The sequence below is a fragment of the Undibacterium paludis genome (assembly GCF_022568815.1).
Classification (GTDB): domain Bacteria; phylum Pseudomonadota; class Gammaproteobacteria; order Burkholderiales; family Burkholderiaceae_D; genus Undibacterium.
The window spans coordinates 112,198-137,947 of sequence record NZ_JAKZHX010000005.1; the positions used below are offsets into that span (position 1 = coordinate 112,198).

Consider the following 25,750-nt stretch of genomic DNA (forward strand, 5'->3'; position numbering starts at 1 on the left):
CGCCCACCGCGACATATGACAATCATCCATGCCTGACAAACACAACTCATCCGGCCTGATTGCAGCAGTCTGCTGCTTGCTGTTGAGCAGCGCCTGCACCAGCCTGCATCCGCCCGTAGAAACAGCTGCAACAAAGCCTGCAATATCCGCCCTGCCAACCACAACAAATGGACAGCGCAGCTATCAGGAGCAAATACAGCTCAATGGCAAAATCAATATTCAATACCGCCAGGCTGACAAGCCGCAAAGCATGACCGTCAACTTTGAATGGGAGCAGGACAACAACAGCATACACGTCAGGCTCCTTTCACCGCTGGGGCAAACCATGGCAATCATCACCCAGACTGCCAACCTGGCGATACTTGAACAGGCCGGAAAAGAACCACAACAGGCAGACAATCTCGACCAGCTAATGCAAAACACCCTGGGCTGGCCCCTGCCTGTAGCAGGCTTGCGTGACTGGCTGCAAGGTTTTGTCGCCATCGACGGCAAAACCGCGAAGCCGTTGAAGCCGGAAGACCAGACCCTGATGACTCAGGGCTGGAAATTGCGCTACGTCAGTTGGCATGAAAACTCCAGCCTTCCCAAGCTGATAAACTTGCAAAGATATACCGAACAGGCGGGTGAAGTGTCCATCCGTATCGCGCTTGACCAGGGTCAATGATGTCGCCAACACCACAATTAAACAACTGCCCTGCCCCGGCAAAACTCAATCTGTTCCTGCATGTCACCGGCCGCCGTGCCGATGGTTACCATCTGCTGCAAACGGCATTCCAGTTGATAGACCGTTGCGATTACCTTGATGTGGCCGTGCGCGATGACGGACTCATCCACAGATGCAATGAAGTCCCCGGCGTAGCTGCCGAAAACGACCTGATCGTACGGGCGGCAAAGCTCTTGCAAAGCCACAGCGGCTGCAAACTGGGGGCCAACCTGACCCTGCACAAGCACCTGCCCATGGGTGGCGGCCTGGGTGGCGGCTCTTCGGATGCAGCCACTGCATTGATGGCTTTAAATCATTTATGGAATACCGGCCTGACACGAAGCGAATTGATGGCGCTGGCCCTGCAGCTCGGTGCCGACGTGCCGTTCTTCCTGTTTGGCGAAAATGCCTTTGCCGAAGGCATAGGCGAAGAATTGCAGGCTTTAGACACCCCTTCATGCTGGTTTGTGGTGATAGAACCGGGCGTGCAGGTGCCAACGCCAGCAATTTTTTCAGCAAAGGAGTTGACAAGAGACACGAAGCCAGTCAGAATAGCGGACTTTTCCAGCACTGAAGAAATTCACTGGAAAAATGATCTGCAAACAGTTGCCTGTGCATTGTTTCCGCAAGTTGAAGCAGCCATACAATGGCTGTCGAAATACGGACATGCAAGGATGACAGGATCAGGAGCTTGTGTTTTTTGCGCGTTTGCTGAAGAATCAGCAGCCGACAAAGTGTTGGAACAAGTGCCGGATTGCTGGACATCATGGAAGGCAAAAGCACTGAATCGCCATCCAATGGCGCAGTATGTGAAGTAAGCAGTATCGCGAAATATTTGGTCTGATGCCAGTTTAACGCTAAAATAGCGGTGAATTTTGGAAGCAGGCAAACGGTTGTGTAGGGGAGTCGCCAAGCTGGTTAAGGCACCGGATTTTGATTCCGGCATGCGAAGGTTCGAATCCTTCTTCCCCTGCCATTAAATTGAAGCCGCCGCATAGATTGTGCGGCGGCTTTTTCAGTTTTATCAGCGGCTTTTTTTGCATAAAACCCATGCAAAATAAGCCAGACCCACAAAATCTCAGCCGATAGGTCCAGCCATGGCAAATGCGCGCGCAAATGACAACATGATGGTTTTCACTGGCAATGCCAATCCTGCACTGGCTGCCGGTGTCGCCAAACAGTTGGGCATTCCCCTCGGCAAAGCAGATGTTTCCAAGTTCTCTGACGGTGAAGTCATGGTCGAGATCAATGAGAACGTCCGCGGCAAAGATGTTTTCGTTCTGCAATCCACCTGCGCGCCAACCAATGACAACCTGATGGAAATCATGTTGATGGTTGATGCCTTGAAACGTGCTTCTGCCGGCCGCATCACCGCTGCCATCCCCTACTTTGGTTATGCCCGCCAGGACCGTCGTCCGCGTTCTGCACGCGTGGCGATTTCTGCCAAGGTAGTTGCCAATATGCTGGAAGAAGCTGGCGTTGGCCGTGTACTGATCATGGACTTGCATGCGGACCAGATTCAGGGTTTCTTTGACATCCCGGTTGACAATATCTATGCGTCCCCGATTTTGCTCGGCGACCTGGTAGCAAAAAATTATGACGACCTGCTGGTCGTGTCACCAGACGTTGGCGGTGTGGTACGTGCCCGCGCCCTGGCTAAACGCCTCGGTTGCGACCTGGCCATCATCGACAAACGCCGTCCTAAAGCCAATGTCTCTGAAGTCATGAACATCATCGGTGAAGTCGAAGGCCGTAACTGCGTCATCATGGATGACATGGTCGATACTGCCGGCACCCTGACCAAGGCAGCAGAAGTACTGAAAGAACGCGGCGCCAAGAAGGTATTGGCCTATTGTACGCACCCTGTACTGTCCGGTCCGGCAATTCAGCGTATTTCGCAATCGCCGCTGGATGAACTGGTCGTGACCGACACCATACCACTGACAGAAGCCGCACGCGCCTGCTCCAAGATACGTCAGTTGTCTTGCGACAGCCTGCTGGCAGAGACTTTCCGCCGCATTACCAAAGGTGAGTCTGTCATTTCTTTGTTCACAGATTAAGTTTGACAAGTTTCCGGCATCATCATGTTCATATGATGGTGCTTTTTTCTGGGCCCCTGGTCGCGGGGGTTCAATACCGCAAAACCATATGACAGTTTTGCATTTTTTGGAGTAACACCATGAAAGTAATCGCATTTGCACGCAAAGAACAGGGGACCGGAGCGAGCCGCCGCCTGCGCAATGCTGGCCAAACACCTGGCATCATCTACGGCGGCACAGAAGCCCCGGTAGCTATCACTCTGGACCACAATGCGCTGTACCATGCATTGAAGAAAGAAGCCTTCCACTCTTCCATCCTGGATATGGAAGTTGATGGCAAAGCAGAAAAAGTATTGTTGCGCGACTTCCAGGTCCACGCCTACAAACAACTGGTATTGCACGCTGACTTCCAGCGCGTTGATCCTAACCAGAAGATCCACGTTAAAGTGCCTCTGCACTTTGTCAACGCTGAAGTTTCTCCAGCAGTGAAACTGTCTTCTGCCGTGATCAGCCACGTTGCAGTTGAACTGGACGTTTCCTGCCTGCCAGCAGACTTGCCAGAATTCGTTGAAGTTGATCTGTCCAAACTGGAAGCCGGTCAATCCATCCACGTATCCCAACTGACATTGCCAAAAGGCGTGACAGCTGTTGTACACGGTGGTGACGTTACTGTTGCTATCGCTGTTGTTCCAGCTGGCGCAGCTTCCGCTGAAGCCGAAGCAAAATAATTTGCGCTGTTAAAAGTTCGCAAATGAACAAAAGCCATCCTCCGGGATGGCTTTTTTGTTTTGTGAATTTGAAAATGCAGTAAACAGAATACGCAATTTGCAAGTTCGTGTCAGAATTGTCTGCATTCTTATTGAACATCTGTCATTGGAGTTTTTGCCATGCCCATTCTGAAGAAGCTGTCTCTCAGCCTGCTTATCCCCCTTTGCTTCAGCCTTGCCAGCCCCGCCAGCCAGGCACAATTGGCGGCAGGCATCAAATACGATAGCAGTTACCCTCTCATCAGCCCGGTGTATGCGAAACAAGGCATGGTGGTCAGCGAACAAGCCCTGGCCAGCCAGGTTGGTCTTGACATACTCAAGCGTGGTGGCAATGCCGTAGACGCCGCCGTGGCAGTCGGTTTTGCCCTGGCCGTGGTCTTGCCAAACGCCGGCAATATAGGTGGTGGCGGATTCATGGTGATACACGACAGCAAGTCAGGCAAGGATATTGCACTCGACTTTCGCGAACTGGCGCCGGAAAAAGCCACGCGCGACATGTATCTGGATGCCGATGGTAAAGTTGTTCCCGGCAAATCCCTGTACAGCCATCTGGCTGTCGGCGTACCGGGCACCGTTGCCGGCATGGATGTCGCCTTGCGCAAATATGGCAGCATGAAGTGGCGCGACGTCATCGCCCCGTCAATACGCCTGGCCGAGCAAGGCTTCGAAATCAGCCCGCATCTGGCAGAGACCATCGATTCCAGCAAAGCCCAGCTTGGCAAATGGCCAGCCAGCAGCGCCATCTTCTTCAGGGATGGCAAACCCCTGCAAGCTGGCGAACGCCTGATTCAGAAGGATCTGGCAGCCTCACTGCGCCTGATTGCCGAACAGGGACCATCTGCCTTCTATGAAGGTGCGATTGCCAAAAAAATCGTTGCCGAGATGCAGCAGCACCAGGGGCTGATCTCCGCCGCTGACCTGAAAAACTACCGCGCCGTTGAGCGCATACCGGTACGCGGCAACTATCGCGGCTATGAAGTGGTGTCGATGCCGCCACCAAGCTCCGGCGGCGTACACATCATCGAAATGCTCAACATGCTTGAACATTTTCCCTTGAAGGAACAGGGAGCAAACAGTGCCCAGACCCTGCATCAGCTCAGTGAAGTGATGAAGCTGGCCTATGCCGACCGTTCAGAATTCCTTGGTGACCCGGACTATTACAAAGTGCCGGTCAAGGGCCTGACCTCACGCAGCTATGCGGACGAGCTGGTCAAGAAAATCCAGCCTGACCGCGCCACCCCTTCTGCAGAAATCAAGCCGGGCAAACCACAGCCCTATGAAAGCGATCAGACCACGCATTACAGCGTGGCCGACAAATTTGGCAACGTGGTAGCGACCACTTACACCCTGAACCTGAATTTCGGCAGCGGCATCGTCGCCACCGGCACCGGCATCATGCTCAACAATGAAATGGATGATTTCTCGGTCAAGGCCGGTGTCCCGAATGCCTTTGGCCTGGTCGGCGGTGACGCCAATGCCGTACAGGGCTGGAAACGCCCCCTGAGTTCAATGTCACCGACCATCGTCCTCAAGGATGGCAAACCCTTCCTGGTCACCGGCAGTCCTGGTGGCAGCCGCATCATCACCACGACCCTGCAAATCATATTGAACGTTATCGATCACGGCATGAATGCCGCAGAAGCCACCGTAGCGCCACGCGTGCACCAGCAGTGGGTGCCGGACCAGTTACGCGTGGAAAAAGGCATCAGCGCCGATACCTTGCGCCTGCTGGAGCAAAAAGGTCAGGTCCTGAAACCCGCCGCCACACTGGGTAAAACCCAGACCATACAGATCACCAGCCAGGGCTTTTCCGGTTTTTCTGATACCCGCAATCCCGATGGCAGCGCTGTGGGCTTTTAAGATTTTTATTACCCTGGCCTGCTGGTTGAGCAGTTCTCAGGCCGGGGCGTCGCACCACTTATTCCACATAGAGCGATATGCACTTTCGACTTCTTGAGTAAAACCAGATTCATTCATCAAGGGGCTGTTTTGCATTTCTCTGCGTAAAGTTGATCTGATCTCAGCCAGTCTAGGAATATCCTGCGCCATTGTCACGACTTTATCTACGTACTCTTCTTCCGTAGTTGCAATCCACTCAGGATGCCCAGCCCCCGCAAGTATACTCCCGCCCAAACGCCCCACACCGGGACGTCCAGCCAAAGTCACATAGGGGACACCCATATACAGAGTTTCAAACAATGTTGTACCAGAGTTATGCGGGAAACAGTCCAGTCCAATATCAAGCGACCTTAGAACGTCCCACGGCGGACTGTGATAACCAATATCAAGTCTTGATTCATCGATACCGTGAGCGGCAAATTTATCAATCAGCGCCTGACGCAACGCTACATCTTGATAATTAGCACTATCCACAACCAGCACTGCATTTTCAACTCGCTTCAGAATTGCAGCCCATGCCCTGATAGTCTTATAGTTCACCCGTATCGATCTCGTCAAAGTCCCTATGCGAATACAATTTGCAGTCAGCGCTGGAAGTTGGTTGACCTCTCCCATACCTTCCGCTGGTCGGTAAACAATCAGTGGCGTATTGAGCCTCCATACTTGCTCAGCAAATAAGTGATCCGTACCCGGTGGAGCACTCATTTCATCAGCAAGAAAATAAGTAATGGCTGTCAAGCCCGTTGTATAGGCAAATCCCAACCATGACACCTGGACCGGCGCAGGTCTGCGCGCAAATACTGACAAACGGTTATTAGCGGTATGACCAGCAAGGTCAATCAAGATATCGATACCGTCATTACGTATGCGCTGACATAACATGTCGTCACTCAGACCATTCGTCTCTACCCAATGGTCTGCATATCCCTTATAGCGTTCAGTAACATTGTCCTGCGCACTCAGTTGCGCATAGGCATAAACCTCGACCAATGCCTTATTATGGTGACTCATCAAGGGTTCTAAAAAATACTGAACAGGGTGGCGACAGAAATCCGGCGACACATAACCGATTTTAAGACGGCGCTGGCGGGTCAGATCATTTTTAAAAGGCAATTGATCGTCCTTATAGCGAAGCGCATATCTCCTTTCATACTCCTGATATGCCGCAAAAATATCTTCCGCACTGCGATCAGGATCGTAGTTAAGCATGAACAGCAAATTGCTATAGGTTTGAGCATAATCGGGGGCCAGATTGACCGCATGAAGATTCTTGTTTGCTGCCTCCTCAAACTTCCCCTGACCGGCAAGCAAACCTGCAAGATTGGTATAAACTTTGGTAACCTCACTGCCCATCTGCAAAGCTTTGGCAAAACACGCTTCTGCCTCCTCAAAGCGATTGGCCGAGCAATGTGCTGTCCCCAGATTGTTATATAACATGACTGACGTAGCATTATTAGCAATACCTTGCTCATAAATCTCTATCGCCATGTTGTATTGCTTCTGTTCAAATAAGAGAACACCCAGGTTGCAGTAAGCGGCGGGGTTTGTCGGTTGCAAGGTTATTACCCTGCGATAAACCGCTTCGGCTTCTTTTAGCATTTTTTGCTTGGTATAAATGCTCCCCAAACCTATCATTGCCTCTGCGAAGTCAGGTCGCAAACCCAGGGCCTGTTTGAAATAGGCAAGTGCAACATCCATCTCTTCAAGTTTGAGTGCGATCAGCCCCAGGTTGTAAATAGTTTCGACATGCTCAGGATTACTTTCCAAGGATAGTAAAAAATTCTCACGAGCAAGGATAAAGTCGCCTTTTTCCAGGTGGAGCAAGCCGAGATTTGAATAGGTAGGCGCTTGATCGCTACTGACAAGGCCAACCATGCCTGCATCTTTATCCAGATCCTTGCTGCCAATCTGCAATGCCTGGTTGTAGCAGACCTCGGCTTCAGACAATCGATTGATGGAGCTATAGGTATTGCCAAGATTATTATATAGCAGCACGGATTGGGCATTATTGGCCATTCCCTGCGTATAAACTATGATTGCTTCCTGATATTTTTTCTGCTCATGCAACAGAGCCCCCAAATTACAATATGCCGCGGGATGTTCCGGTCGAAAATGAATGGCTTGACGATAGCTCGACTCAGCCTCCTGCAACAAATGTAATTTGTTATAGGCATTCCCCAAACTGACAATTGCATCAATATAATCAGGGCGCAGTTTCAATGCTTGTTTGAAATAGTCAACAGCTGCGTCCGTCTGACCCAGTGCAAATGCAACCTTGCCAAGATTGTAGATTGTCTCTACATGCTGAGGATTGATGCTCAAGGATTGCAACAATTTCTCACGCGCCACAAGGTATTCCTGTTTCTCCAGATGAAGAATACCAAGATTGCAATAAGCCAAAAAATGCGCAGGGTTAACGGATAAAGTTTGAAGATAATGCGCCTCCGCATCCACTAATTTACCTTGACGCTGGAACAAGACCGCAAGGTTAAAATGAGCATGGCTAAAATCTGGTTTGATTGAGATTGCCTTGAGATAAGCAGACTGCGCCTCTGTCACGTTGCCCAGTGAAGTTTGGGTAACAGCAAAATTATAGAAAGCAATGTGGTTATTTGGCTGATTTTGAATAACGTGCTCATAGCAAACCAGGGCTTCCTGAAATCGGCCCATCGCGTCCAGGCATAACCCAAGATTGATTTCAGCATCAAAAAAATTGGGCTGTATTACAAGCGCACGACGATACTGAACCTCGGCTTGTACAAAATCTTGCTGTTCATAAAAGACATCCCCAAGCTTATTATTCAAAGTTGCATCAGCGCTTTTATCTTCGATAGCCAATTGAAAATACTTGATCGCAGCAGGTAAGTTGCCATCTTTAAAACTCGCGTCGCCCAGTTGCTCTGGTCCCAATTCCTGAACAGTTTTTACAGCGCCATCAGCAAGATCGCCATCCTGCTCGTTTTTCTTATTAGCGGCTTTATTTTGGTCTGCAGAAAAAAACTGTTTCTTAAACCAGCTCAGCATAAGCGAATTCCCATTTTTTAATTTGCACGATCACAAGATGATGGACTGTAAATCCGTTTCCCTTGGCAGTAGGCTAGTTTACTCTTTCCATTGTAAGTTGCAGAACAAAAACTATGGATAAATCTCCAGACTCCACCAGATGGCTAATTCTCATCAGTATAAAAAAAGCCCTTCGGATTGAAGGGCTTTTTAATGTACAACCAGAAACCTATTATGGGCAACCACCTGCACCAGATTTCAGGCCGCGTTGACCATTGCAGATCGTATCAGCGGCACCAAAGGACCAGAGCATATTTGCCTGGTTTGTTACTGTTGTTGGTGTCAATGTACCTGTCAATTGTGTCGAAGCACCGCCACCTGCTGTTGCGGCACTGACTACCTGTACTGAGCCAGCAGCAACTGTAGGCAAGGATGGCAGGAATTTAGATGTTCTAACTTGAGGAATACCGTTAGTACCCATTGTAAAACAGCCTGTCCAAACGCCATTGTTTTCTTGATAGCACAGAGACATCGAAGTCAGTAAGCTATCTATCTCAGCCCTTGCACCAGCAGCACGTGTACGAGATGTGTAGTCAGAATACTGGGGGATAGCAATCGCTGCCAAGATACCGATAATTGCAACAACAATCATCAATTCGATCAGTGTGAAGCCGCGTTGCAGCTGTTTGGAGAGAGTTTTCATTTAGATTCCATAAAAATTAACATCGGAACTCGAATTCAGCAAGTTTCATGCCCATTTCAATATGAATCGAAAATTGAAACTGCTGCATACCAAAGGGATTATCAATATGCAAAAACTTCTAAGAATTAATTACCACAAAGCATGGCAGATCATTGTCAAGCATCATAAATCCTGCTCATTACGCCCAACCCCAACTTTTTTGAAAATCCACACTCACTCCTATGAAAAGGAATCATTTCTGACTACAGTACTCCGAGATCACCTTAGATCAGACTCATAGAAAATGAGTGCAGGTAATCTTTCCGACATTTGCTTAAGTAAATTACCGCAACAGCAACCATGTCTTGAAACATCGCTAGCACAGTTCTAAACTCTACCAATAATTAAAATACAACGACATGATGACTGCGTTAATTTGCTTACGAAAGTCATGCCTTAACCTACATAAAAAAGCCCTTCAGTTGAAGGGCTTTTTTTACGGACAACCAAAACTTATTATGGGCAACCACCCGCACCAGACTTCAAGCCACGCTGACCATTGCAGATAGTATCAGCTGCGCCAAAAGCCCAAATCATATTTGCCTGGTTGGTCACCGTCGTTGCATTCAATGTCCCCGATAATTGCGTCGAAGCACCTCCACCAGCCGTAGCACTACTGGTATATGCGACAGAGCCCGCACCAAGCGTCGGCGCAACAGCAATAAATTTAGAAGTAACCACGGCTGGGATGCCATTTGTCCCCATCGTTGTACAGTTCGTCCAGACACCATTATTATCCTGGTAGCACATAGTCATGGCAGTAAGCAGGCTATCAATCTCGGCCCTGCTACCAGCTGCACGAGTACGCGAGGTGTAGTCAGAATATTGAGGAATAGCAATCGCTGCCAAGATGCCGATGATTGCGACAACAATCATCAATTCGATCAGCGTAAAACCGCGTTGCAGTTGTTTGATGGTCATTTTCATCAGTATCTCCAGAAAAAATTTACCCAGCTGATGCACAACCAAGCAAATCCCGTACCATTTTCATTTATGTTCAAATGGTTTCAAAAAATGGAAATAATCGCCAAAAATCGTCAATTACGGCAAAAAAAGTCACTTATTACTATTAAAAACTTGTTTCTCGTAAAAAAGCTGTCTACAACATTTTTTCATAAAATATGTGCCATAAAAAAAGCCCTTCAAATTGAAGGGCTTTTTTATGTACAAGCAGAAACCTATTATGGGCAGCCGCCTGCACCAGATTTCAAACCACGTTGACCATTGCAGATCGTGTCAGCAGCACCGAAAGCCCAGATCATATTTGCTTGATTGGTCACTGTTGTTGGTGTCAATGTACCTGTCAACTGTGTCGAAGCACCGCCGCCTGCTGTTGCAGCGCTAACCAGTTGTACAGAACCAGCTGCGACTGTAGGCAGAGATGGCAAGAATTTGGATGTTTGAACTTGAGGAATACCATTAGTACCCATTGTAAAACAGCCTGTCCAAACGCCATTGTTTTCTTGGTAGCACAGAGCCATCGATGTCAGCAAGCTATCTATTTCAGCTCTTGCGCCAGCAGCACGTGTACGGGATGTATAGTCAGAATACTGAGGGATAGCGATCGCTGCCAGGATACCGATGATTGCAACAACAATCATCAATTCGATCAGTGTGAAGCCGCGTTGCAGCTGTTTAGGGATAGCTTTCATTATGAACTCCAGGAAAAAGTTAAAATCAGGAACTACGCTTCACATGTAGCAAGCACTGTGCCAGTTTCTGTTTACTGATAGAAACAAGCGATTCTCATATAGAAATACAAAAATTTCGTCTTTACTTATGACATTAACATGAACAGACTGACGAAAACCGTCATTACCTATTCTTTTAGCCATACAAATTTTGTCAGCTCCACGTCAATTCACGGATGCAGCTGACAAGTCTGTCAGTTATGTAAAAAATTGTATCTTCAATAGAGAGAATATGTAAATTATGGGTGCAAAAATGATGCCGAGAATCAATCTCCGGCAGGCAGAGGCATAAAAGAGAATTGAAGCAAAACGCAATAAAATCAAATACTTATTGCTTGCTCTTTTTGATATTCACCAGGGCATGAGCATCTAAGCAGCTCTACCCCGGTTAACAATAGACGTTCCAATAGACGTTCTTGAATTTAATAAAAGATAACAGCCATTTTTGTGCCGGACAATTCAATCATGTCGGCATGCTTGAGTTTATGCGGCGTGTTCTTGATGGAATTGGTATTGACGGTTGCAGACACGTCTCCATCAACTTGCGCAATGACAAAATCCTGACCTTGCTGGGTAATGGCGACGACCTGGGTGCCAGGGCTGCCTATCGTTGTGACTGGTTTGACCAGTTTCAGTTCTTTACCGGCATTGGGGCCATTCATAACTTTAATCTTGGCATTTGGCCTTTCATTCTGAGTCGCAGCGGACGCACTATCGGCCACAAAGCTTTGTTTGCTCGCCTGCTCTACCTGAAAGCGCAACTTGTATTTGCCAATATCAATGACATCGTCATCTTGCAGCAAGTGCTTTTTGACGGGCTGCCCGTTCACCATGGTGCCATTGGTACTGCCAAGGTCAAGTACGAACGAGCCATTGGATGAAGTGTCAATCGCCGCATGCTGGCCGCTGACTGTCAGGTGATCAATGACGATATCGTTGCTGGGTCGCCGCCCTACGGTCAGGCGTGATTTGCTGATTGTGATTTCTTGTTGAACCAGACCATTAAAGGTGACGATAATTTTCGCCATAAATCTCTCATCAATTCATAATCCCCGCACTAGCGGGTAAAAGTTCTTTGCAACCAGGATTTATTCTCTTCGCTCACCAGCCGGAACAGGATCGCAGAGATATTGTCCAGGCCCCCTCTGCTTTTGGCTCTGTCTATCAGTACTTCGCAGCATCGATTTAAATCGGCATGGTGCTGGTCAATGATGGAGAGGATTTCATCATGCTCCAGCATATCGGTCAATCCATCCGAACACATCAGATACAAATCTTGTTCTTCGGTATGGTGAGTATGCAACTCAGTCTGCACCGCTTCCATGGTACCAACGGCCCTGGTGATCAAATTCTTGATCGAAGAATAGCGTGCATCTTCTTCCGATATCAGACCGGCATTGATCTGCTCTTGCAAGACAGAGTGATCCTGTGTCAGGCGCGTCAGCAGCCCGTCGCGGTAGCGGTAGGCGCGCGAGTCTCCCACATGCCCAAGCAGGAGTTTATCTTGCAAACAACATGCCACCACCACGGTAGTCCCCATGCCGGCACAATCAGGATTGGTTTGCGCCGTATACAAGACATTGAGATTGGCCATCTCTATGGCTTCGCTCATCCAGCGCGCCATCGCCAGGGGCCTGGGCCCCATGGAAGGGAACCAGATGGCATCCATCTTGCTACACAGATAATCTGCAATGATCTGCACCGTCATGGCGCTGGCAACTTCGCCCGCGTTATACCCTCCCATGCCGTCAGCCAGAATGGCGCAGCCATAGTCAGCACAAACGATGATGGCATCTTCGTTATGCGACCTGACGAGGCCCGTATCAGAAAGGGCGGCAAATTCTAAAACACGCTGGTATGGCATCAATAAACGCTGTGCTGGAACCTTGAATTAATTAAATTGCATTAATCCGGATATACGATTTGGATTGTTTTTTTCTCTTTAGGACAAGCTTAACATTAAGGAAATCTATTTGCACTGGATATCCATAGTAAACCGGCCCTGAAACAAAAAAGAGTCGCATAAAATGCGACTCTTTTCCGGTAAAGCTCTGATAAAGCAACGCTATGCAAGACCAGGCCTGCAAAAGTTGCCTTATTGACTGATTACAGCATGGCTTTCAGCAAACGTGCCATTTCTGACGGGTTCTTCGTCGCCTTGATGCCGCATTCTTCCATGATGTCGAGCTTGGCTTGTGCCGTGTCAGCACCGCCAGAGATCAGCGCGCCAGCATGGCCCATGCGTTTGCCCGGAGGCGCAGTCACACCGGCGATGAAGCCGACAACTGGCTTCTTCATGTTGTCGCGTACCCAGTAAGAAGCATTCGCTTCGTCCGGGCCACCGATTTCACCGATCATGATCACTGCATCAGTATCCGGATCATCATTGAACATCTTCATGACGTCGATGTGCTTCAGACCATTGATAGGGTCACCACCAATACCAACAGCAGAAGACTGGCCCAGACCCAGTGCAGTCAATTGACCTACTGCTTCATAAGTCAGCGTACCGGAACGGGAAACCACGCCGATACGACCTTTACGGTGGATGTGGCCTGGCATGATGCCGATCTTGATTTCGTCTGGAGTGATCAGACCTGGGCAGTTAGGGCCGAGCAATTTTGTTTTGCTACCGGCTTTAGCCATGCGGTCTTTCAGCATCATCATGTCACGGACAGGGATGCCTTCAGTAATGCAGATGGCCAGATCCAGGTCAGCTTCAACGGCTTCCCAGATCGCAGCGGCAGCGCCTGCTGGTGGAACATAGATAACAGAAACTGTCGCGCCAGTTGCTGCTTTAGCTTCTGTCACGTTAGCGAAAATCGGGATACCTTCAAAATCTTCGCCCGCTTTTTTCGGGTTCACGCCAGCGACGAAACAGTTTTTACCGTTTGCGTAATCGCGGCACATACGTGTATGGAACTGGCCAGTTTTGCCAGTGATACCTTGGGTGATGACTTTAGTGTCTTTATTGATCAGGATGGACATATCTGTTCCTTGCAATGATTAAGCTTGAGCTGCTGCAGCAACAACCTTCTGCGCTGCTTCTTCCATCGTGTCTGCCGAGATGATAGGCAGGCCAGAGTCAGCCAGCATCTTCTTGCCGATGTCTTCGTTGGTACCCTTCATACGCACAACCAGTGGCACTTTCAGGGATACTGCCTTGGATGCAGTGATCACGCCTTCAGCGATCACGTCACAACGCATGATGCCGCCAAAGATGTTGACCAGGATGGCTTTCAAGCCTGGATTTTTCAACATGATCTTGAAGGCCTCTGTTACTTTTTCTGCCGTCGCACCACCACCTACGTCGAGGAAGTTGGCTGGTTCGCCGCCGAACAGCTTGATGGTGTCCATCGTTGCCATCGCCAGACCGGCACCGTTGACCAGGCAGCCGATATTGCCGTCGAGAGAGATGTAAGCCAGGTCGAATTTGGAAGCTTCGATTTCAGCTGGGTCTTCTTCGTCCAGGTCGCGGTAAGCGACGATTTCTGGCTGACGGAACAGGGAGTTCGCGTCGAAATTAAATTTCGCGTCCAAGGCGATGACTTTGCCTGAGCCAGTCAGGATCAAAGGATTGATCTCAGCCAGGGAGCAGTCAGTTTCCATGAAGGCTTTATACAGACCTTGCAACTGCACACGCGCATCAGCGATAGAGCCTTCAGGCACGCCGATTTTACGGGAGATGTCATCCGCTTCAGCATCTTGCAGACCATTGGTCGGATCGATTGCGATGGAATGGATCAGCTCTGGATGTTTTTCCGCCACTTCTTCAATATCCATACCACCTTCGCTGGAGGCCATCAAGACCACGCGCTGGCTGATACGGTCAGTAACCATACTGACATACAGTTCTTTTTTGATATCTGCGCCTTCTTCGATCAACAGGCGACGAACCTTTTGACCTTCTGGGCTGGTCTGGTGTGTAACCAGTTGCATTCCCAGAATCGCGTTTGCGTATTCACGCACTTGTTCCAGGGACTTGGCGACTTTCACGCCACCACCCTTGCCACGGCCACCGGCGTGTATCTGTGCTTTAACAACCCAGACTGGTCCGCCCAGCGTTTCAGCTGCTTTGACAGCTTCGTCAACAGACAGGCATGGAATACCGCGTGGTACTGTCACTCCGAATTTGCGGAGGATTTCTTTACCCTGATACTCATGAATTTTCATACGACTTCCCTTCAGACACTGAGGTATAAATAATTAAACAAACAAACTAGCTGGGTGATTTCACGCCAGGCGATGCTTTTGCCCAACGCGGGTAATACTGGACTACCGCCGGCCCGTCGATACGCAGGGCATGACAGCGGTCTAATTGAAATGGTTGTTGCGTCTGCTGGCCGCGATCAGTCGCCCCGTCACGGGTATCAATCACGTCCCCGGCAAAAGCCTGGACAGCAGCCGTCGGCAGAATTTGTGCCATTTCCGTCAGATGGGTGCAACCATGCACACCGGCCATGCGCTCTTTGACGCCCTGGCGGAACTGTCTCAACAAATTCAAACCGATGAGTTTTTTATAATCCGGGGTAATGACTTCGCAATAGCCGGGATAAGGCACGGCATCGGATGAGGCTTCCACATCAACGATGGTCAATTGCAAGTCTACGGTAATGCGCAGGCTGAGATCATGCAGCGCGCTGCCATTCGGGCGCACGCCCGACGCAAGAGTGATATCGCGAGGTTTATAGTCAGTGATACGGGCGTCAAGATCCCACAATCCATCATCGCGCGCGAACGCTTCGATCTGGATAGTACGCGTGTGCTTTAAGGCGCGTCTGTTGGTTGACGAAGATAAGGGCATCATGCCTGCTGGCGGCTAAACCAAAATACTGAATAAATAGCCACAATTGCGTGTCGTTACCGCAGCTTCTACGATAACAGCCGCTCCTGCGGCCCTGCAAAAAAACCAGCAGAGTGTAGCACAGACCAGCCGGGAACTCATCATATGACTACAATTTAAGCAGTTTTCTGAGCATGCTTATGCAGAAATCTAAGTAGAAAATTAAGTTTTTTGTTGTCTGGCAGAAGAAACCCAGGCGATTATCAGGTAAATGTCTTTTCTTACAATATCGATATATACATGAAAGCCGACCTTATTCAAGTCGCCGACTGATGCATATTTTAAAGTTCGGTCCGAAGTTTTTGCTTTGCAGACCAAGGCTGGATCAACAGACTGCGGCTTATCAACTCAGCCTCAATAGAAAGAATATCCTCCACTTCGTCATTCCTGCGCAGGCAGGAATCCATCGTTTTAACAGCTTTACGGCCAAATCTGCCGCGACCTTATTCAGGATTTTTGAGTCCATACAAATAAATTAAGAACAAACAAAATCAAGCGAAGCCGCTGTGCCCCAGCTTGCGCTGGGTTACAGCAGCGTTGCTGATGTGTTCGTTTACCCTACATTTACTCCACATCCTCGTCCCGTGGCGCCCGCATAGCCATCTGCGCCGCCCGACTGGAAAAGCCTCTCTGCTGTAAAAAAGCCGCCTGTTTCATTTTTTCCTGATGGTCTTTCGGTGCATGCGGAAACTTTCTGTGCAAAATCTGAATCGCCCTTTCGGCCTCAGATTCTTTCAGCTCCTCCTTGACGTTCTCGATATCCTGCGCATCCAGGCCATGACTTTGTAGCTCGGCCAGGATACGGTTATTACCAAACCTGGCTTGACGGCGGTTGACCAGGGACTCTGAAAAACGCTCACCGGACAGATACTTGGCCGCCTCCAGAAAATCCAGCACAGCCGCCACATCATCCCCCTCTTCGGCATACCGCGCCAGTTTGCGCTCCAGCTCCATGCGGCTATGTTCACGCATGGATAAATAACGCAAGGCACGGGCTTTCAGGCTAATGGCAGGTTTTTTCATACTTTAAAAGCAAGAATGCCGGTTGGCAGCTACCAACCGGCATAATTCAAGACTATGGCGCCAACAGTGTTACAACTGAGTGCTCAAACTTAACACTTCAGCTTACTCAGCCGTCGCCACTGCTGTCAACAAAGGTACACCCAGATGTTCGCGTACCTTGTTTTCAATTTCAAATGACAGTTCAGGACGCTCTTTCAGGAAAGTACGTGCATTGTCCTTGCCCTGGCCGATACGATCACCGTTATAGCTATACCATGCACCGGCTTTTTCTATGATCTTGGCATCGGCTGCCAGATCCAGAATCTCACCTTCGCGTGAAGTACCTTCACCATACATGATGTCAAAATGCGCTTCTTTAAATGGTGGCGCCACCTTGTTCTTGACGACCTTGACCTTGGTTTCATTGCCCACCACTTCATCACCGGACTTGATGGAGCCGGTACGACGAATGTCCAGGCGCACGGAGGCATAAAACTTCAGCGCATTACCACCTGTCGTCGTTTCTGGGCTGCCAAACATGACACCAATCTTCATACGAATCTGGTTAATAAAGATCACCAGCGTATTGGTACGCTTGATACTGCCAGTCAGCTTACGCAGAGCCTGGGACATCAGACGCGCTTGCAAACCAGGCAAGGAATCACCCATATCCCCTTCAATCTCGGCACGTGGTGTCAATGCTGCCACCGAGTCGATGACCACCAGGTCAACACTGCCAGAACGCACCAGCGCATCAGTGATTTCCAGCGCCTGCTCACCGGTATCCGGCTGAGAAATCAGCAAATCACCAAGATTTACACCCAGTTTTTGCGCATAACCTACGTCCAATGCATGCTCAGCATCAATAAACGCACAGGTACCGCCCAGCTTTTGCATTTCTGCAATCGCCTGCAGCGTCAACGTGGTTTTACCAGAAGATTCAGGACCATAAATCTCAACCACACGGCCACGTGGCAAGCCACCGACGCCCAGCGCGATATCCAGACCCAGAGAGCCGGTAGAAACAACCTGCACCTCTTCCACCACTTCGCCGTCGGCCATACGCATGACCGAACCTTTACCAAACTGCTTTTCTATCTGTGCCAGCGCTGCTGCAAGTGCCTTTGCTTTTTCTGAGGCATTTTCTGGTTTCTTATCGTCCATACATTCTTTCATTCAATAAGCGGCGGGTGGAAAAAGTAATACAGGCTTAATTTCCTGCGATTTGCAGTACTGTATAAAAAAACAGTGATTTATGCAAGCGACTTTTTCAAGAAGTTTAGAATGATGAATTTTACAAGAAAAGTATCGATTTTCACCGAACTCTGGACTTTGTGTCGATTTTCATTTAACTCTGAATTTTTTTCATTTAACTCCGAACTTTGAACTCTTGGACTGTATTAAGAGAGCGGCATCGATTTCATTTACCTTTGAATTCGTGTTTGAAAAAACAAACCGTTTCTTAGCAACCCGTCACCAAAACCTCTAGGTCTCTATTGGCTGCCGCCAAATCAAATGGGGCACCAATCTGGCCGATCAAAGACGCCCCCGCTTCATCTAGCGGGAGCGTCTCCCTGTGAATCCTTGTCAGCTTGCCGGATTGCCTGCCATGACGATCCACGCCGCGCCGTTGATCATCACCGTCCGCTCACCGGGGAGGCTCGCGAAGGCTGCACGAGTCGCGGCCGAGGCGCGGGCGCGGATGTCGTCGGGCTGATCAGCTAGTACTCGCGACAGCGGGCCGACCTCGAGCGCCATCCTTACCGCGTCGTCGATCGCAGCGTCCCGCGTCTCGCCCTCGCCGAACGGGACGGAAGCATTGAAGGGTGCGATAACGATATCGGTGAAGCCGGCTGCCGTCAGGATGCGCGACACCCTCCCCCGATCCCCAAACGAAAATGGGCCGGGCGCTTCGGGATCGGGCGGCGCGCCTGGCGGAAGGATGCCCTTGATCGCGCCCATCGGCAGGCGCACCCAATCGTTCTCGGCCGCGCCGCGCCAGCAGACGAAAGCGACCCGCCCACCGGGCCGAAGCGCGCATCGCATATGGGCAAACGCCCCTGTCGGATCGTCGAAGAACATCACCCCGAAACGCGAGAACAGAATGTCAAACGCGCCCTCGGGCAACCCGGCGCTGCTGGCATCGGCCACCTGGAACAGGGCCGGCGTATCCTGTGGCGCAAGCGTGCGTGCCAAGCCGATCAGCGATTCGGATATGTCCACTCCCAACACTTGGCCACCCGGACCGACGCGAGCGGCCAGTGCCAGACTCGACGCGCCCGCGCCGCAACCAATGTCCAGCACACGCTCGCCCTTCGCGGGCGCGGCAGCTTCGATCGCAGCCTGACCAAACACCGCCACCACGGCGTCGAGCCGGGCCTGGTTAGCGACCCAGCGATCTCCGCTTTGACCATTCCAGGCGGCGACCTGACCGGCATTTTGTTCTGCCATATATATCCTCGTTCTGATGTGTTCTTAACTAAGCTCTCCGATGCCAAAGCGCGCATCACAGTCAGAGCCTCGGCTTGTTCGAAAAACCCCAGACACCAGCGCCCCAGGCGTTAAGCGTCCACTATTCTTTTCAACGTAGCCCTTTGCATTGATCGCGGCGTCAGGCGATTTGAAAAGGCTACTATCTTGTTTAACAGGCCCGCGACCACCATAGCCTTTCCTTGCAGCAACGCCCGAATGCCGCTTACGGCGACCGGACGAGGCTGCATGGTGAGGAGACGTAGCAAGACCGATGTGGTTGCGCCAGCTGCCTCATCGAAGCCTGTCGCGGTGTGCCCTGGGCAGAGAGTGGTAACAACCACACCATGCGGGCGGAATTCGTCGTGCAGGGCCTCGCCAAGGGTTAGTACATATGCCTTGGTCGCCGCATAGGCCGCGTAGCTGGGAACGGCCTGGAAGGCCATGAGGCTAGCGATGAGAAGTATATGTCCTGATCGCCGCTTGGCCATATCGTGGCCGAAGAGATAGGTCAGCTCTGTGAGCGTCGTGATGTTGAGCTGGATCATGTTCGCAGTGCGCTCGATCGGCGTTTCCAATAAATCGCCGTGCAAGCCGTATCCGGCGTTGTTCAACAAGATGTCGATGGTCACCGACCGCGCGTCGAGACTGCCTTTCAAGCGGCTGGCCGCGCCCGGCGAGGCAAGATCGATCGCCTCGACCAACACATCCACCCCGTATTTGCGGCGTAGATCGGAGGCAAGCTTTTCCATCGACTCCTGCCGTCGGGCCGCCAATACGAGATTGACTTTCTGCGCAGCCAGCAGATCTGCGAATTCAAGGCCGAGGCCACTCGACGCCCCGGTGATCAGAGCCCATTTTCCAGCGAAGTTGTTCATAAGTTCTTTCGACATTGTTTTCTTCCTTAACTCTTTAAATTAACGAAAGGGGCTCAGTCGCCAATTCCACCATCAAGCCGTGCAAAAACCAGGGACGGCGACCTTCTGGAACAGGTGCGGTCTGGCTACGACGGATGAAGGATAGCCAGAAAGCATCGCCACGAATTCGGGACGGGTGAGCGCGGCGCGGACCATCTCGGTGGATTCCCAAACAACATAGTTCAGGTAGGTCGGGCTATCGCCGATTGCTCGGTGCAATTGAGTAGATATGAAGCCCGGCTGCTTTGTCAGCATTCCGGCAGCCGCCGTAAAGGCATCCAGGAAGCCCGCCTCGTCGACAGGATCGACCGTGAATAGGTTAATGAGCACGACTGGTGAGGCCGCGATGCCGAATTGGCGGTGAAGCGGGAATTTGTCATCTAAGGGGGTGAATGGCTTTGGGTCGGTCATGGTGGTGTTCCTGTATGAATTGAAACTGGCGTGATCGATACTGGTTACTCTCAAGCCAGCATCGATTGCTGGGCAAAGATACCCGCCATCGCGCCCTGCCATGAGGACTGGGTGACCGAGGGCAAGAAAGGTGTGGCAAGGTCGCCGGCGGCGTAGATGCCGGGCATGCTGGTCTGACGGCGCTCATCGACCTTAATGGCGACACCGGTGGGTGTATCCACCGTGGCGAGGCCCAGTGATTCATGCAGGCTTGCCGATGGCTTGTTGCGCGGCTGGGCGAACAGGACATCGACCGCAACATTGCGGCCGGTATCAAGATTGACGGTGGTGATATGGCCCTTGTGATGGGCAATCTCGACGATTCGGCCATCGGCGACGGGTACGTTGCGGTGCGCCAGATCGGCCCGGAGTTCGGGCGAAATGTCGTGACCATCGGCGAAGACAGTCAACTTGTCTGTCCAGTCGCGAAACAGCCTGACGGACTGGTGCGACTGCGGGCCAGACCAGACGACGCCCCAATGCTGGTCGGCGACTTCATAGCCATCGCAATAGGGACAAGGCACAATGGAAGTACCCCAGCTTTCGGCAAAGCCCGGGACATCAGGCATCTGGTCGGCGACGCCGTAGCTCAGGATCAGGCGGCGTGCCTTTAGGTTTTCGTGATCGTCAGTGACGACGCAGAAATCGTCGATGGCACCAGACACGCTCTCAGCCCGGGCATTGACCAGCCTGATCGCCGGGTAGCGCGCCAGTTGCTGCCGCGCCTCGGCCAGGATGTCCAGCGGTGGCTTGTGATCGTGGCCGAGAACGCCGTGCGAGTGGTGACCGAAGCGATTGCGTGGCCGACCGGTATCGAGAACGATGACCTTGCGGCGGGCACGGCCAAGCTGCAGGGCGGCGGCGAGGCCGGCAAAGCTGCCGCCGATGATGATGACGTCATTCATGATGATGGGCTCCGTGTTGTGGATGAGGGTTGGGTTAGGGCTGGCTTGTACATTTAAGATACTTCATGGTATCATAATTCCAGAATTTGAATACTGTCAAGTACTGGAATTGTCGTGACCGAAAACAGTGAGAGCTGGCGCGGCCAACCCACCAACGAGGCACTTGGCCAAACGATAGTCGACGCCGCCTGCGAACCCTTTGTGGAATTGGGTTTTCAAGCGACGACATTGGACAAGGTCGCCCAGTGAGCGAGGATATCCAAGTTCAGCATCTATCGACACTTTGAGGGCAAGGGCGCCTGGTTCAGCACGGCCACTCGCCTTGCCTTTCACCGGTGTGACCCCGAGGTTTAAAAATCATTGTGCCAACCAAGCAAGAAGGAAGAAAATGATGAAGGATAAGATCATGAGTGAATCACTGAACACAGAATTGGCCGCGATCGAAGCGACTGCGGTTTCTTACCTGACTGCCTTTAATCGCGAGGACGTTGCAGGTGTTATCGCAACATATGCCGATGACGGCGTATTGATGGCTCCCGGCAGGCCCTCATCCGCAGGCAAAGAGGCGCTCGCAAAGATTTACCCCGGCGTCTTCGGGAAAATCGATTTCAATATGGCCTATGAAATCAAAGAGGTCGTGCAAACAAGTGCTGATTGGGCGTTCGTTCGCAGTGCGACCAAGGGCACTGAAACCATCAAGGCAACCGGAGAGGTCGCGCCCGCCACCTATGAAGAACTTTTTCTAATGCGGAAATCGGCTGATGGAGCTTGGAATATTGCAAGATATTGCACTACCAAGACGAGCTAGACAACCTGATCTGTCTACATGAACGACCGTTTTGTCTAAGAACCTGTTTGCGATCTGTAGCGAGCGTGCGTCAGCGGGGTGAAGAGCAGCGCAAAAAGCGGAATGTACTAAGGTACATGAGCATTTTGAGCAGCACATGAGCCTCGATCACGCTCGCGCAGTAAGATCGCAAATAGGTTCTAAGTCCATTTATACACCCCAAGCGACTATCGCCGGGCCGCACAGGGAAGTTCGACGTGGGGAGGCAGGGGAAAATCCAATCTTTGGCTTGCACATTTCAAATGCTGCGTAGTACCGCAACCCAAGAAATAGAATACTATCAAGAACTGTAATTATCATGACCAAAAGCAGCCAGGGCCGGCGTGGCCGGCCCGCCAACGAGGCGCTTCGCCACACGATAGTCGACGCCGCCAGCGAACTCTTTGTGGAATTGGGTTTTCAAGCGACGACCATGGACAAGGTCGCCCAGCGGGCGAAGATATCCAAGCTAAGTATCTATCGGCACTTCGAGAACAAGGAGGCTCTGTTCAGCGCAGCCATGGTGGCCCACTGCCATCCGTTTGCACCACAGGCCCTTTCTGAAAGCGTCGACGGTTCGGCCGAAGATCAGCTCATGGTGATGGGATCATCCCTGCTTCGCACGCTGTTGAGACCAGACGTCCGCAGTGTCGAAGCCATGGTCTTGGCCGATAAGACGAATCAACAGTCGTTAAGCAAGCTCCATTACGAAGCCGGGCCCGCCCATGTCATCGCCGAGATTGAGGCCAAGTTGCGTCAGTTGCACGCGAAGGGGATTCTCAACGTGCCCGATGTTATGCGGTCTGCCCGCTTGTTTGCCGCGCTTTTCAAGGGATCCGATCTCTTGCTTATCGCACGCTTCGACGAGGCGAGAGCCGGGGATGACCACGAAATCGAATCATATTGCAGGTCCGCCGTCGCCATGTTTATCGCCGGGCACGGTGGCATCGAAAAGGTCACGCATACCCATCGGCAGGTCAAGAAATAATGATGGCATCGTGAGGCGACCACAATATCCGGCCAGGCAGCACCGGTATTGTGTGCCATTCAACGTTCATCATCCTTGCTGCCAAATTTCCGGACTATCGGTACACCGTTGAGCCATTCACCACTCAATAGAGGACATTACATGAAACAACTCACTGTAAAAATTTGGCAAAGACATGGCAACCGTTCGACTTAGAATTGGTAGTTGTAAGCCACGCCTATCATATGCAGACGGGTTTTCCAGGTACCCTGGGTGAGTTCTCCGTTGCCAGTGCATCCACTGATCAGCGGCGAGCAAGAATTCTTGAAGCTGCCATCCGCATCCCGGAAATGCAGATAGGAATACGCCAGATCAATGGACGCGTTGTTGTTGAGCTTCCAGTTCGTACCCAGCGATAACTGCATGCGGTCTTCATCTGGCAAAGCCGGGTGGCGCAGAGTGGTGCTGGCAACTGGCGACTGGTCGTAGGCTATGCCACCGCGCAGCGTGAACTTTTCGTCGAGCTTGTAGCTTGTTCCCACTGAGAAACGCCAGGTATTTTTCCAATTTTGGAGAATCACCTCGTCGCCCTGCACGGTTCCTGGAAACTGGATATTCAAGTTTTGCAAGCGTGAAGTACGTGTCCAGGTAGCATCACCCATCACCGCCCATTTGGAGTCGATTTGTCGGAAACCGTTGACAGAGAAAGTCTCGGGCGTGTGAACATTCAGCAGTACGGCAGAATTGCTTTTGGTCGAGTTGGCGGCAATGATCTTGTTAACTACCTGATCAGGGGTGACATTGAAATCCCACACCGCACTGCCCTTCAGTTTGTGCGAGACCGAAGAACGGTAGGACAGGCCCAGGCGCGTATCCTGATCCAGCTGGAACAAGTAACCTATATTCCAGCCATAACCCCAGTCGTTGCCATCCATAGAACCGTGACCATCCTTGACGCTTGCAAGCACAGCCGGATTGCCGCCTGCGGCAACAATGCTACGTAGCAGTGCCGTGGCGGCCGGTGTGCCAGTCAGGGCGGCGATGGAACCGGGTACATCAACCCCCTGCCCCAGGTTGGCTTTCATGAACTGTGCACTCACGCCGAAGCCAAAAGAATGCTGCTCGTTGAGTTTGAAACCGGCAGATGGGTTCAGGTTGACCGATTCCAGCTTCACATTGGTCATCGCATAGCGGCCAGACCAGTTGTTATCGTAATCCAGCTTGGTACCGTAAGGCACGAACAGGCCAAAACCGGCGGTCCACTGGTCGTTAAGTTTCTTGCTGACATACAGGGACGGTGCCGCCACCATGCCCGGTGTGTAGCTATCCTGGCTCGTCAGGCCGCCAGAACTGGTGCCGGTGAAACGTTTGGAGCCGGTATCAGTGAAGGTCGAATGTGGTATGACGGCAGTCACACCACCGACGATCTGGGTACCGTCCAGACGGGTCAGGCCAGCCGGATTGGCGAAGATGGTCGAAGCATCGCCTGCTTCGGCAGCGTTGGCGTCAGCGGTACTCTGGGCAGAAACGCTCTGGGAACCAAAACGGTAGCCAGATGCGTGGGAGGACATAGATACAGCGCCCAGGGCGGCAGCAATGGTCAGGGTAAGGATTTTTGGGTTCAAGGTGTAGTCTCCGTCATTGTTAATCGTCTAGGTAGTTCATGAGTACAGTTTCTCAATACAGTTTCTCAGCAAGATTACCCGGCCAGCCCGAAGGTCTTCCGCAGACCTTTCTCAACAGGGCCAGCGGGCATGAAGCGGCGCAGTTTGGCCAGAAGAGACGCCTCACCTTTGGGCGTATGGCGCATCTTCCATGCACCTAAGGCGGCGTTGACAATGGTGGTGGCAACGCCATCGGGCTCTGGCGCTTTTTGGACGTTGGTTTGGATTGCCTGGGAAACGATGGCCAGTTCTTTGCTGTAGTCAGCAATTCTGGAGGCGGTCTGGGGCGCGTTCAGATCCAGGTTGGTTTTGGTGAAGGATGGTTCCACCAGCGCCACGCGGATGCCAAATTGACGCACTTCATGATCCAGGGTTTCTGACAGCCCTTCAACCGCATGCTTGGAGGCCGAATACAGTGCCATATACGGCGCAGGCAAAAAGCCCAGTACCGAGCTGACGTTGACGATGCGGCCAGAACGTTGCCCGCGCATGTGTGGCAGCACAGCCTTGATCGTGCGCAAGAGGCCGAAGAGGTTGGTGTCAAACAAGGTTTGCGCTTCGGCAACCGAGGTTTCCTCCGTCGCGCCGAGCAGGGTCACACCTGCACTGTTGACCAGCACGTCGATGCGTTTGGCCTCGTCGATGATGGTCTGGATGCCACGCTCAATTGACGCTTCGTCACGGATATCCATCTCAATAAGGGTAACGCCTGATATTGCCTGGGCTTTGGCGGTGTTGCGCACGGTACCAAATACCCGGCAACCCTGCTTGCTAAACTTCATGGCTACGGCACGCCCGATACCTGATGACACGCCGGTAATAACGACAACTTTAGAATTCGACATAACAGTTCCTTTTGCAAA

24 protein-coding genes, 1 tRNA gene and 1 pseudogene are annotated in these 25,750 nt (G+C 51.4%); 9 read left to right on the top strand and 17 right to left on the bottom strand.

The genetic code is table 11. The features are described 5' to 3' along the window. The first annotated feature begins 28 nt into the window (after positions 1–28). The 6 genes from lolB (at position 29) to ggt (ending at position 5,369) form a co-directional block, all read left to right on the top strand. Positions 29–664: a lipoprotein insertase outer membrane protein LolB gene (lolB, locus tag LZ463_RS10295; RefSeq protein WP_241455544.1), complete on the top strand. Its 636-nt coding sequence runs from the start codon at positions 29–31 to the stop codon at positions 662–664. Then, complete coding sequence (ispE, locus tag LZ463_RS10300; RefSeq protein WP_241455737.1) at positions 664–1,521, top strand: 4-(cytidine 5'-diphospho)-2-C-methyl-D-erythritol kinase; 858 nt, start codon at positions 664–666, stop codon at positions 1,519–1,521. Before lolB ends, ispE begins: the two co-directional genes overlap by 1 nt. An 81-nt stretch (positions 1,522–1,602) precedes the next feature. Continuing rightward, positions 1,603–1,679: transfer RNA gene (locus tag LZ463_RS10305), tRNA-Gln, on the top strand. Positions 1,680–1,800: 121 nt separating this feature from the next. Continuing rightward, a complete protein-coding gene (locus LZ463_RS10310; RefSeq protein ID WP_241455545.1) occupies positions 1,801–2,763 on the top strand; it encodes a ribose-phosphate pyrophosphokinase in 963 nt (320 codons plus the stop codon). Positions 2,764–2,882: 119 nt separating this feature from the next. Next, positions 2,883–3,470, top strand: a complete 588-nt coding sequence (locus LZ463_RS10315) for a 50S ribosomal protein L25/general stress protein Ctc (protein WP_241455546.1) — start codon at positions 2,883–2,885, stop codon at positions 3,468–3,470. Between the two features lie 159 nt (positions 3,471–3,629). Beyond that, a complete protein-coding gene (ggt, locus tag LZ463_RS10320; RefSeq protein WP_241455547.1) occupies positions 3,630–5,369 on the top strand; it encodes a gamma-glutamyltransferase in 1,740 nt (579 codons plus the stop codon). 36 nt (positions 5,370–5,405) lie between these two features. On the opposite strand, the gene LZ463_RS10325 is transcribed toward ggt, so the two are convergent. The 15 genes from LZ463_RS10325 to LZ463_RS10395 form a co-directional block, all read right to left on the bottom strand. Then, positions 5,406–8,432, bottom strand: coding sequence for a tetratricopeptide repeat protein (locus LZ463_RS10325; RefSeq protein ID WP_241455548.1), 3,027 nt, complete (start codon positions 8,430–8,432; stop codon positions 5,406–5,408). Positions 8,433–8,643: 211 nt separating this feature from the next. After that, positions 8,644–9,114 carry a pilin gene (locus LZ463_RS29060; RefSeq protein ID WP_277624014.1) on the bottom strand — a complete coding sequence of 157 codons (471 nt, stop codon included), beginning with the start codon at positions 9,112–9,114 and terminating at the stop codon, positions 8,644–8,646. Between the two features lie 495 nt (positions 9,115–9,609). Then, the gene (locus LZ463_RS29065) at positions 9,610–10,080 is read right to left on the bottom strand and encodes a pilin (RefSeq protein ID WP_277624015.1); all 471 of its coding nucleotides are present in this window, start codon (positions 10,078–10,080) and stop codon (positions 9,610–9,612) included. A gap of 254 nt (positions 10,081–10,334) precedes the next feature. Further along, positions 10,335–10,805: a pilin gene (locus tag LZ463_RS29070; RefSeq protein WP_277624016.1), complete on the bottom strand. Its 471-nt coding sequence runs from the start codon at positions 10,803–10,805 to the stop codon at positions 10,335–10,337. 461 nt (positions 10,806–11,266) lie between these two features. Continuing rightward, positions 11,267–11,872 carry an FHA domain-containing protein gene (locus LZ463_RS10345; RefSeq protein WP_241455549.1) on the bottom strand — a complete coding sequence of 202 codons (606 nt, stop codon included), beginning with the start codon at positions 11,870–11,872 and terminating at the stop codon, positions 11,267–11,269. Positions 11,873–11,901: 29 nt separating this feature from the next. Further along, entirely contained in the window at positions 11,902–12,708 is an 807-nt protein-coding gene (locus LZ463_RS10350) for a Stp1/IreP family PP2C-type Ser/Thr phosphatase (protein WP_241455550.1), read from the bottom strand. Positions 12,709–12,950: 242 nt separating this feature from the next. Next, complete coding sequence (sucD, locus tag LZ463_RS10355; RefSeq protein ID WP_241455551.1) at positions 12,951–13,832, bottom strand: succinate--CoA ligase subunit alpha; 882 nt, start codon at positions 13,830–13,832, stop codon at positions 12,951–12,953. Between the two features lie 18 nt (positions 13,833–13,850). After that, positions 13,851–15,032 (bottom strand): ADP-forming succinate--CoA ligase subunit beta, encoded by a 1,182-nt coding sequence (gene sucC, locus LZ463_RS10360; RefSeq protein WP_277624024.1) that lies wholly within the window; start codon positions 15,030–15,032, stop codon positions 13,851–13,853. A gap of 31 nt (positions 15,033–15,063) precedes the next feature. Further along, positions 15,064–15,651, bottom strand: coding sequence for a DUF2889 domain-containing protein (locus tag LZ463_RS10365; RefSeq protein WP_347176257.1), 588 nt, complete (start codon positions 15,649–15,651; stop codon positions 15,064–15,066). A 600-nt stretch (positions 15,652–16,251) separates the two neighbouring features. Next, positions 16,252–16,710 (bottom strand): recombination regulator RecX, encoded by a 459-nt coding sequence (recX, locus tag LZ463_RS10370; RefSeq protein WP_241455553.1) that lies wholly within the window; start codon positions 16,708–16,710, stop codon positions 16,252–16,254. A gap of 102 nt (positions 16,711–16,812) precedes the next feature. Then, positions 16,813–17,853: a recombinase RecA gene (gene recA / locus LZ463_RS10375; protein WP_241455554.1), complete on the bottom strand. Its 1,041-nt coding sequence runs from the start codon at positions 17,851–17,853 to the stop codon at positions 16,813–16,815. A gap of 423 nt (positions 17,854–18,276) precedes the next feature. Next, positions 18,277–19,140, bottom strand: a complete 864-nt coding sequence (locus LZ463_RS10380; protein ID WP_241455555.1) for a class I SAM-dependent methyltransferase — start codon at positions 19,138–19,140, stop codon at positions 18,277–18,279. Between the two features lie 110 nt (positions 19,141–19,250). Next, complete coding sequence (locus LZ463_RS10385) at positions 19,251–20,051, bottom strand: SDR family NAD(P)-dependent oxidoreductase (protein ID WP_241455556.1); 801 nt, start codon at positions 20,049–20,051, stop codon at positions 19,251–19,253. Positions 20,052–20,108: 57 nt separating this feature from the next. Then, on the bottom strand, positions 20,109–20,486 hold the full coding sequence (locus tag LZ463_RS10390) for an antibiotic biosynthesis monooxygenase family protein (RefSeq protein ID WP_241455557.1): 378 nt from the start codon (positions 20,484–20,486) through the stop codon (positions 20,109–20,111). Between the two features lie 50 nt (positions 20,487–20,536). Continuing rightward, positions 20,537–21,430, bottom strand: a complete 894-nt coding sequence (locus LZ463_RS10395; protein WP_241455558.1) for an NAD(P)/FAD-dependent oxidoreductase — start codon at positions 21,428–21,430, stop codon at positions 20,537–20,539. 114 nt (positions 21,431–21,544) lie between these two features. Here LZ463_RS10395 and LZ463_RS10400 point away from each other — a divergent pair. The 3 genes and pseudogenes from LZ463_RS10400 to LZ463_RS10410 all read left to right on the top strand — a co-directional run. Then, a pseudogene (locus LZ463_RS10400) lies at positions 21,545–21,745 on the top strand (TetR/AcrR family transcriptional regulator); the annotation flags it as partial. Positions 21,746–21,836: 91 nt separating this feature from the next. Continuing rightward, a complete protein-coding gene (locus tag LZ463_RS10405; RefSeq protein ID WP_241455559.1) occupies positions 21,837–22,238 on the top strand; it encodes a YybH family protein in 402 nt (133 codons plus the stop codon). A gap of 337 nt (positions 22,239–22,575) precedes the next feature. Further along, positions 22,576–23,244, top strand: a complete 669-nt coding sequence (locus LZ463_RS10410; protein WP_241455560.1) for a TetR/AcrR family transcriptional regulator — start codon at positions 22,576–22,578, stop codon at positions 23,242–23,244. A gap of 191 nt (positions 23,245–23,435) precedes the next feature. Here the strand turns inward: LZ463_RS10410 and LZ463_RS10415 are convergent, their stop codons facing one another. Together LZ463_RS10415 and LZ463_RS10420 are read right to left on the bottom strand one after the other, a co-directional pair. Continuing rightward, a complete protein-coding gene (locus LZ463_RS10415) occupies positions 23,436–24,848 on the bottom strand; it encodes an OmpP1/FadL family transporter (protein WP_241455561.1) in 1,413 nt (470 codons plus the stop codon). A gap of 74 nt (positions 24,849–24,922) precedes the next feature. Further along, complete coding sequence (locus LZ463_RS10420; protein WP_241455562.1) at positions 24,923–25,732, bottom strand: oxidoreductase; 810 nt, start codon at positions 25,730–25,732, stop codon at positions 24,923–24,925. Positions 25,733–25,750 lie beyond the last annotated feature (18 nt).

Excerpts from the sequence above, each read along its gene's own strand:
- lolB (WP_241455544.1), top strand. The coding sequence starts at position 29 with ATGCCTGACAAACACAACTCATCCGGCCTGATTGCAGCAGTCTGCTGC.
- ispE (WP_241455737.1), top strand. The coding sequence starts at position 664 with ATGTCGCCAACACCACAATTAAACAACTGCCCTGCCCCGGCAAAACTC.
- LZ463_RS10310 (WP_241455545.1), top strand. The coding sequence starts at position 1,801 with ATGGCAAATGCGCGCGCAAATGACAACATGATGGTTTTCACTGGCAAT.
- LZ463_RS10315 (WP_241455546.1), top strand. The coding sequence starts at position 2,883 with ATGAAAGTAATCGCATTTGCACGCAAAGAACAGGGGACCGGAGCGAGC.
- ggt (WP_241455547.1), top strand. The coding sequence starts at position 3,630 with ATGCCCATTCTGAAGAAGCTGTCTCTCAGCCTGCTTATCCCCCTTTGC.
- LZ463_RS10325 (WP_241455548.1), bottom strand. The coding sequence starts at position 8,432 with ATGCTGAGCTGGTTTAAGAAACAGTTTTTTTCTGCAGACCAAAATAAA.
- LZ463_RS29060 (WP_277624014.1), bottom strand. The coding sequence starts at position 9,114 with ATGAAAACTCTCTCCAAACAGCTGCAACGCGGCTTCACACTGATCGAA.
- LZ463_RS29065 (WP_277624015.1), bottom strand. The coding sequence starts at position 10,080 with ATGAAAATGACCATCAAACAACTGCAACGCGGTTTTACGCTGATCGAA.
- LZ463_RS29070 (WP_277624016.1), bottom strand. The coding sequence starts at position 10,805 with ATGAAAGCTATCCCTAAACAGCTGCAACGCGGCTTCACACTGATCGAA.
- LZ463_RS10345 (WP_241455549.1), bottom strand. The coding sequence starts at position 11,872 with ATGGCGAAAATTATCGTCACCTTTAATGGTCTGGTTCAACAAGAAATC.
- LZ463_RS10350 (WP_241455550.1), bottom strand. The coding sequence starts at position 12,708 with ATGCCATACCAGCGTGTTTTAGAATTTGCCGCCCTTTCTGATACGGGC.
- sucD (WP_241455551.1), bottom strand. The coding sequence starts at position 13,832 with ATGTCCATCCTGATCAATAAAGACACTAAAGTCATCACCCAAGGTATC.
- LZ463_RS10365 (WP_347176257.1), bottom strand. The coding sequence starts at position 15,651 with ATGATGCCCTTATCTTCGTCAACCAACAGACGCGCCTTAAAGCACACG.
- recX (WP_241455553.1), bottom strand. The coding sequence starts at position 16,710 with ATGAAAAAACCTGCCATTAGCCTGAAAGCCCGTGCCTTGCGTTATTTA.
- recA (WP_241455554.1), bottom strand. The coding sequence starts at position 17,853 with ATGGACGATAAGAAACCAGAAAATGCCTCAGAAAAAGCAAAGGCACTT.
- LZ463_RS10380 (WP_241455555.1), bottom strand. The coding sequence starts at position 19,140 with ATGGCAGAACAAAATGCCGGTCAGGTCGCCGCCTGGAATGGTCAAAGC.
- LZ463_RS10385 (WP_241455556.1), bottom strand. The coding sequence starts at position 20,051 with ATGTCGAAAGAACTTATGAACAACTTCGCTGGAAAATGGGCTCTGATC.
- LZ463_RS10390 (WP_241455557.1), bottom strand. The coding sequence starts at position 20,486 with ATGACCGACCCAAAGCCATTCACCCCCTTAGATGACAAATTCCCGCTT.
- LZ463_RS10395 (WP_241455558.1), bottom strand. The coding sequence starts at position 21,430 with ATGAATGACGTCATCATCATCGGCGGCAGCTTTGCCGGCCTCGCCGCC.
- LZ463_RS10405 (WP_241455559.1), top strand. The coding sequence starts at position 21,837 with ATGAGTGAATCACTGAACACAGAATTGGCCGCGATCGAAGCGACTGCG.
- LZ463_RS10410 (WP_241455560.1), top strand. The coding sequence starts at position 22,576 with ATGACCAAAAGCAGCCAGGGCCGGCGTGGCCGGCCCGCCAACGAGGCG.
- LZ463_RS10420 (WP_241455562.1), bottom strand. The coding sequence starts at position 25,732 with ATGTCGAATTCTAAAGTTGTCGTTATTACCGGCGTGTCATCAGGTATC.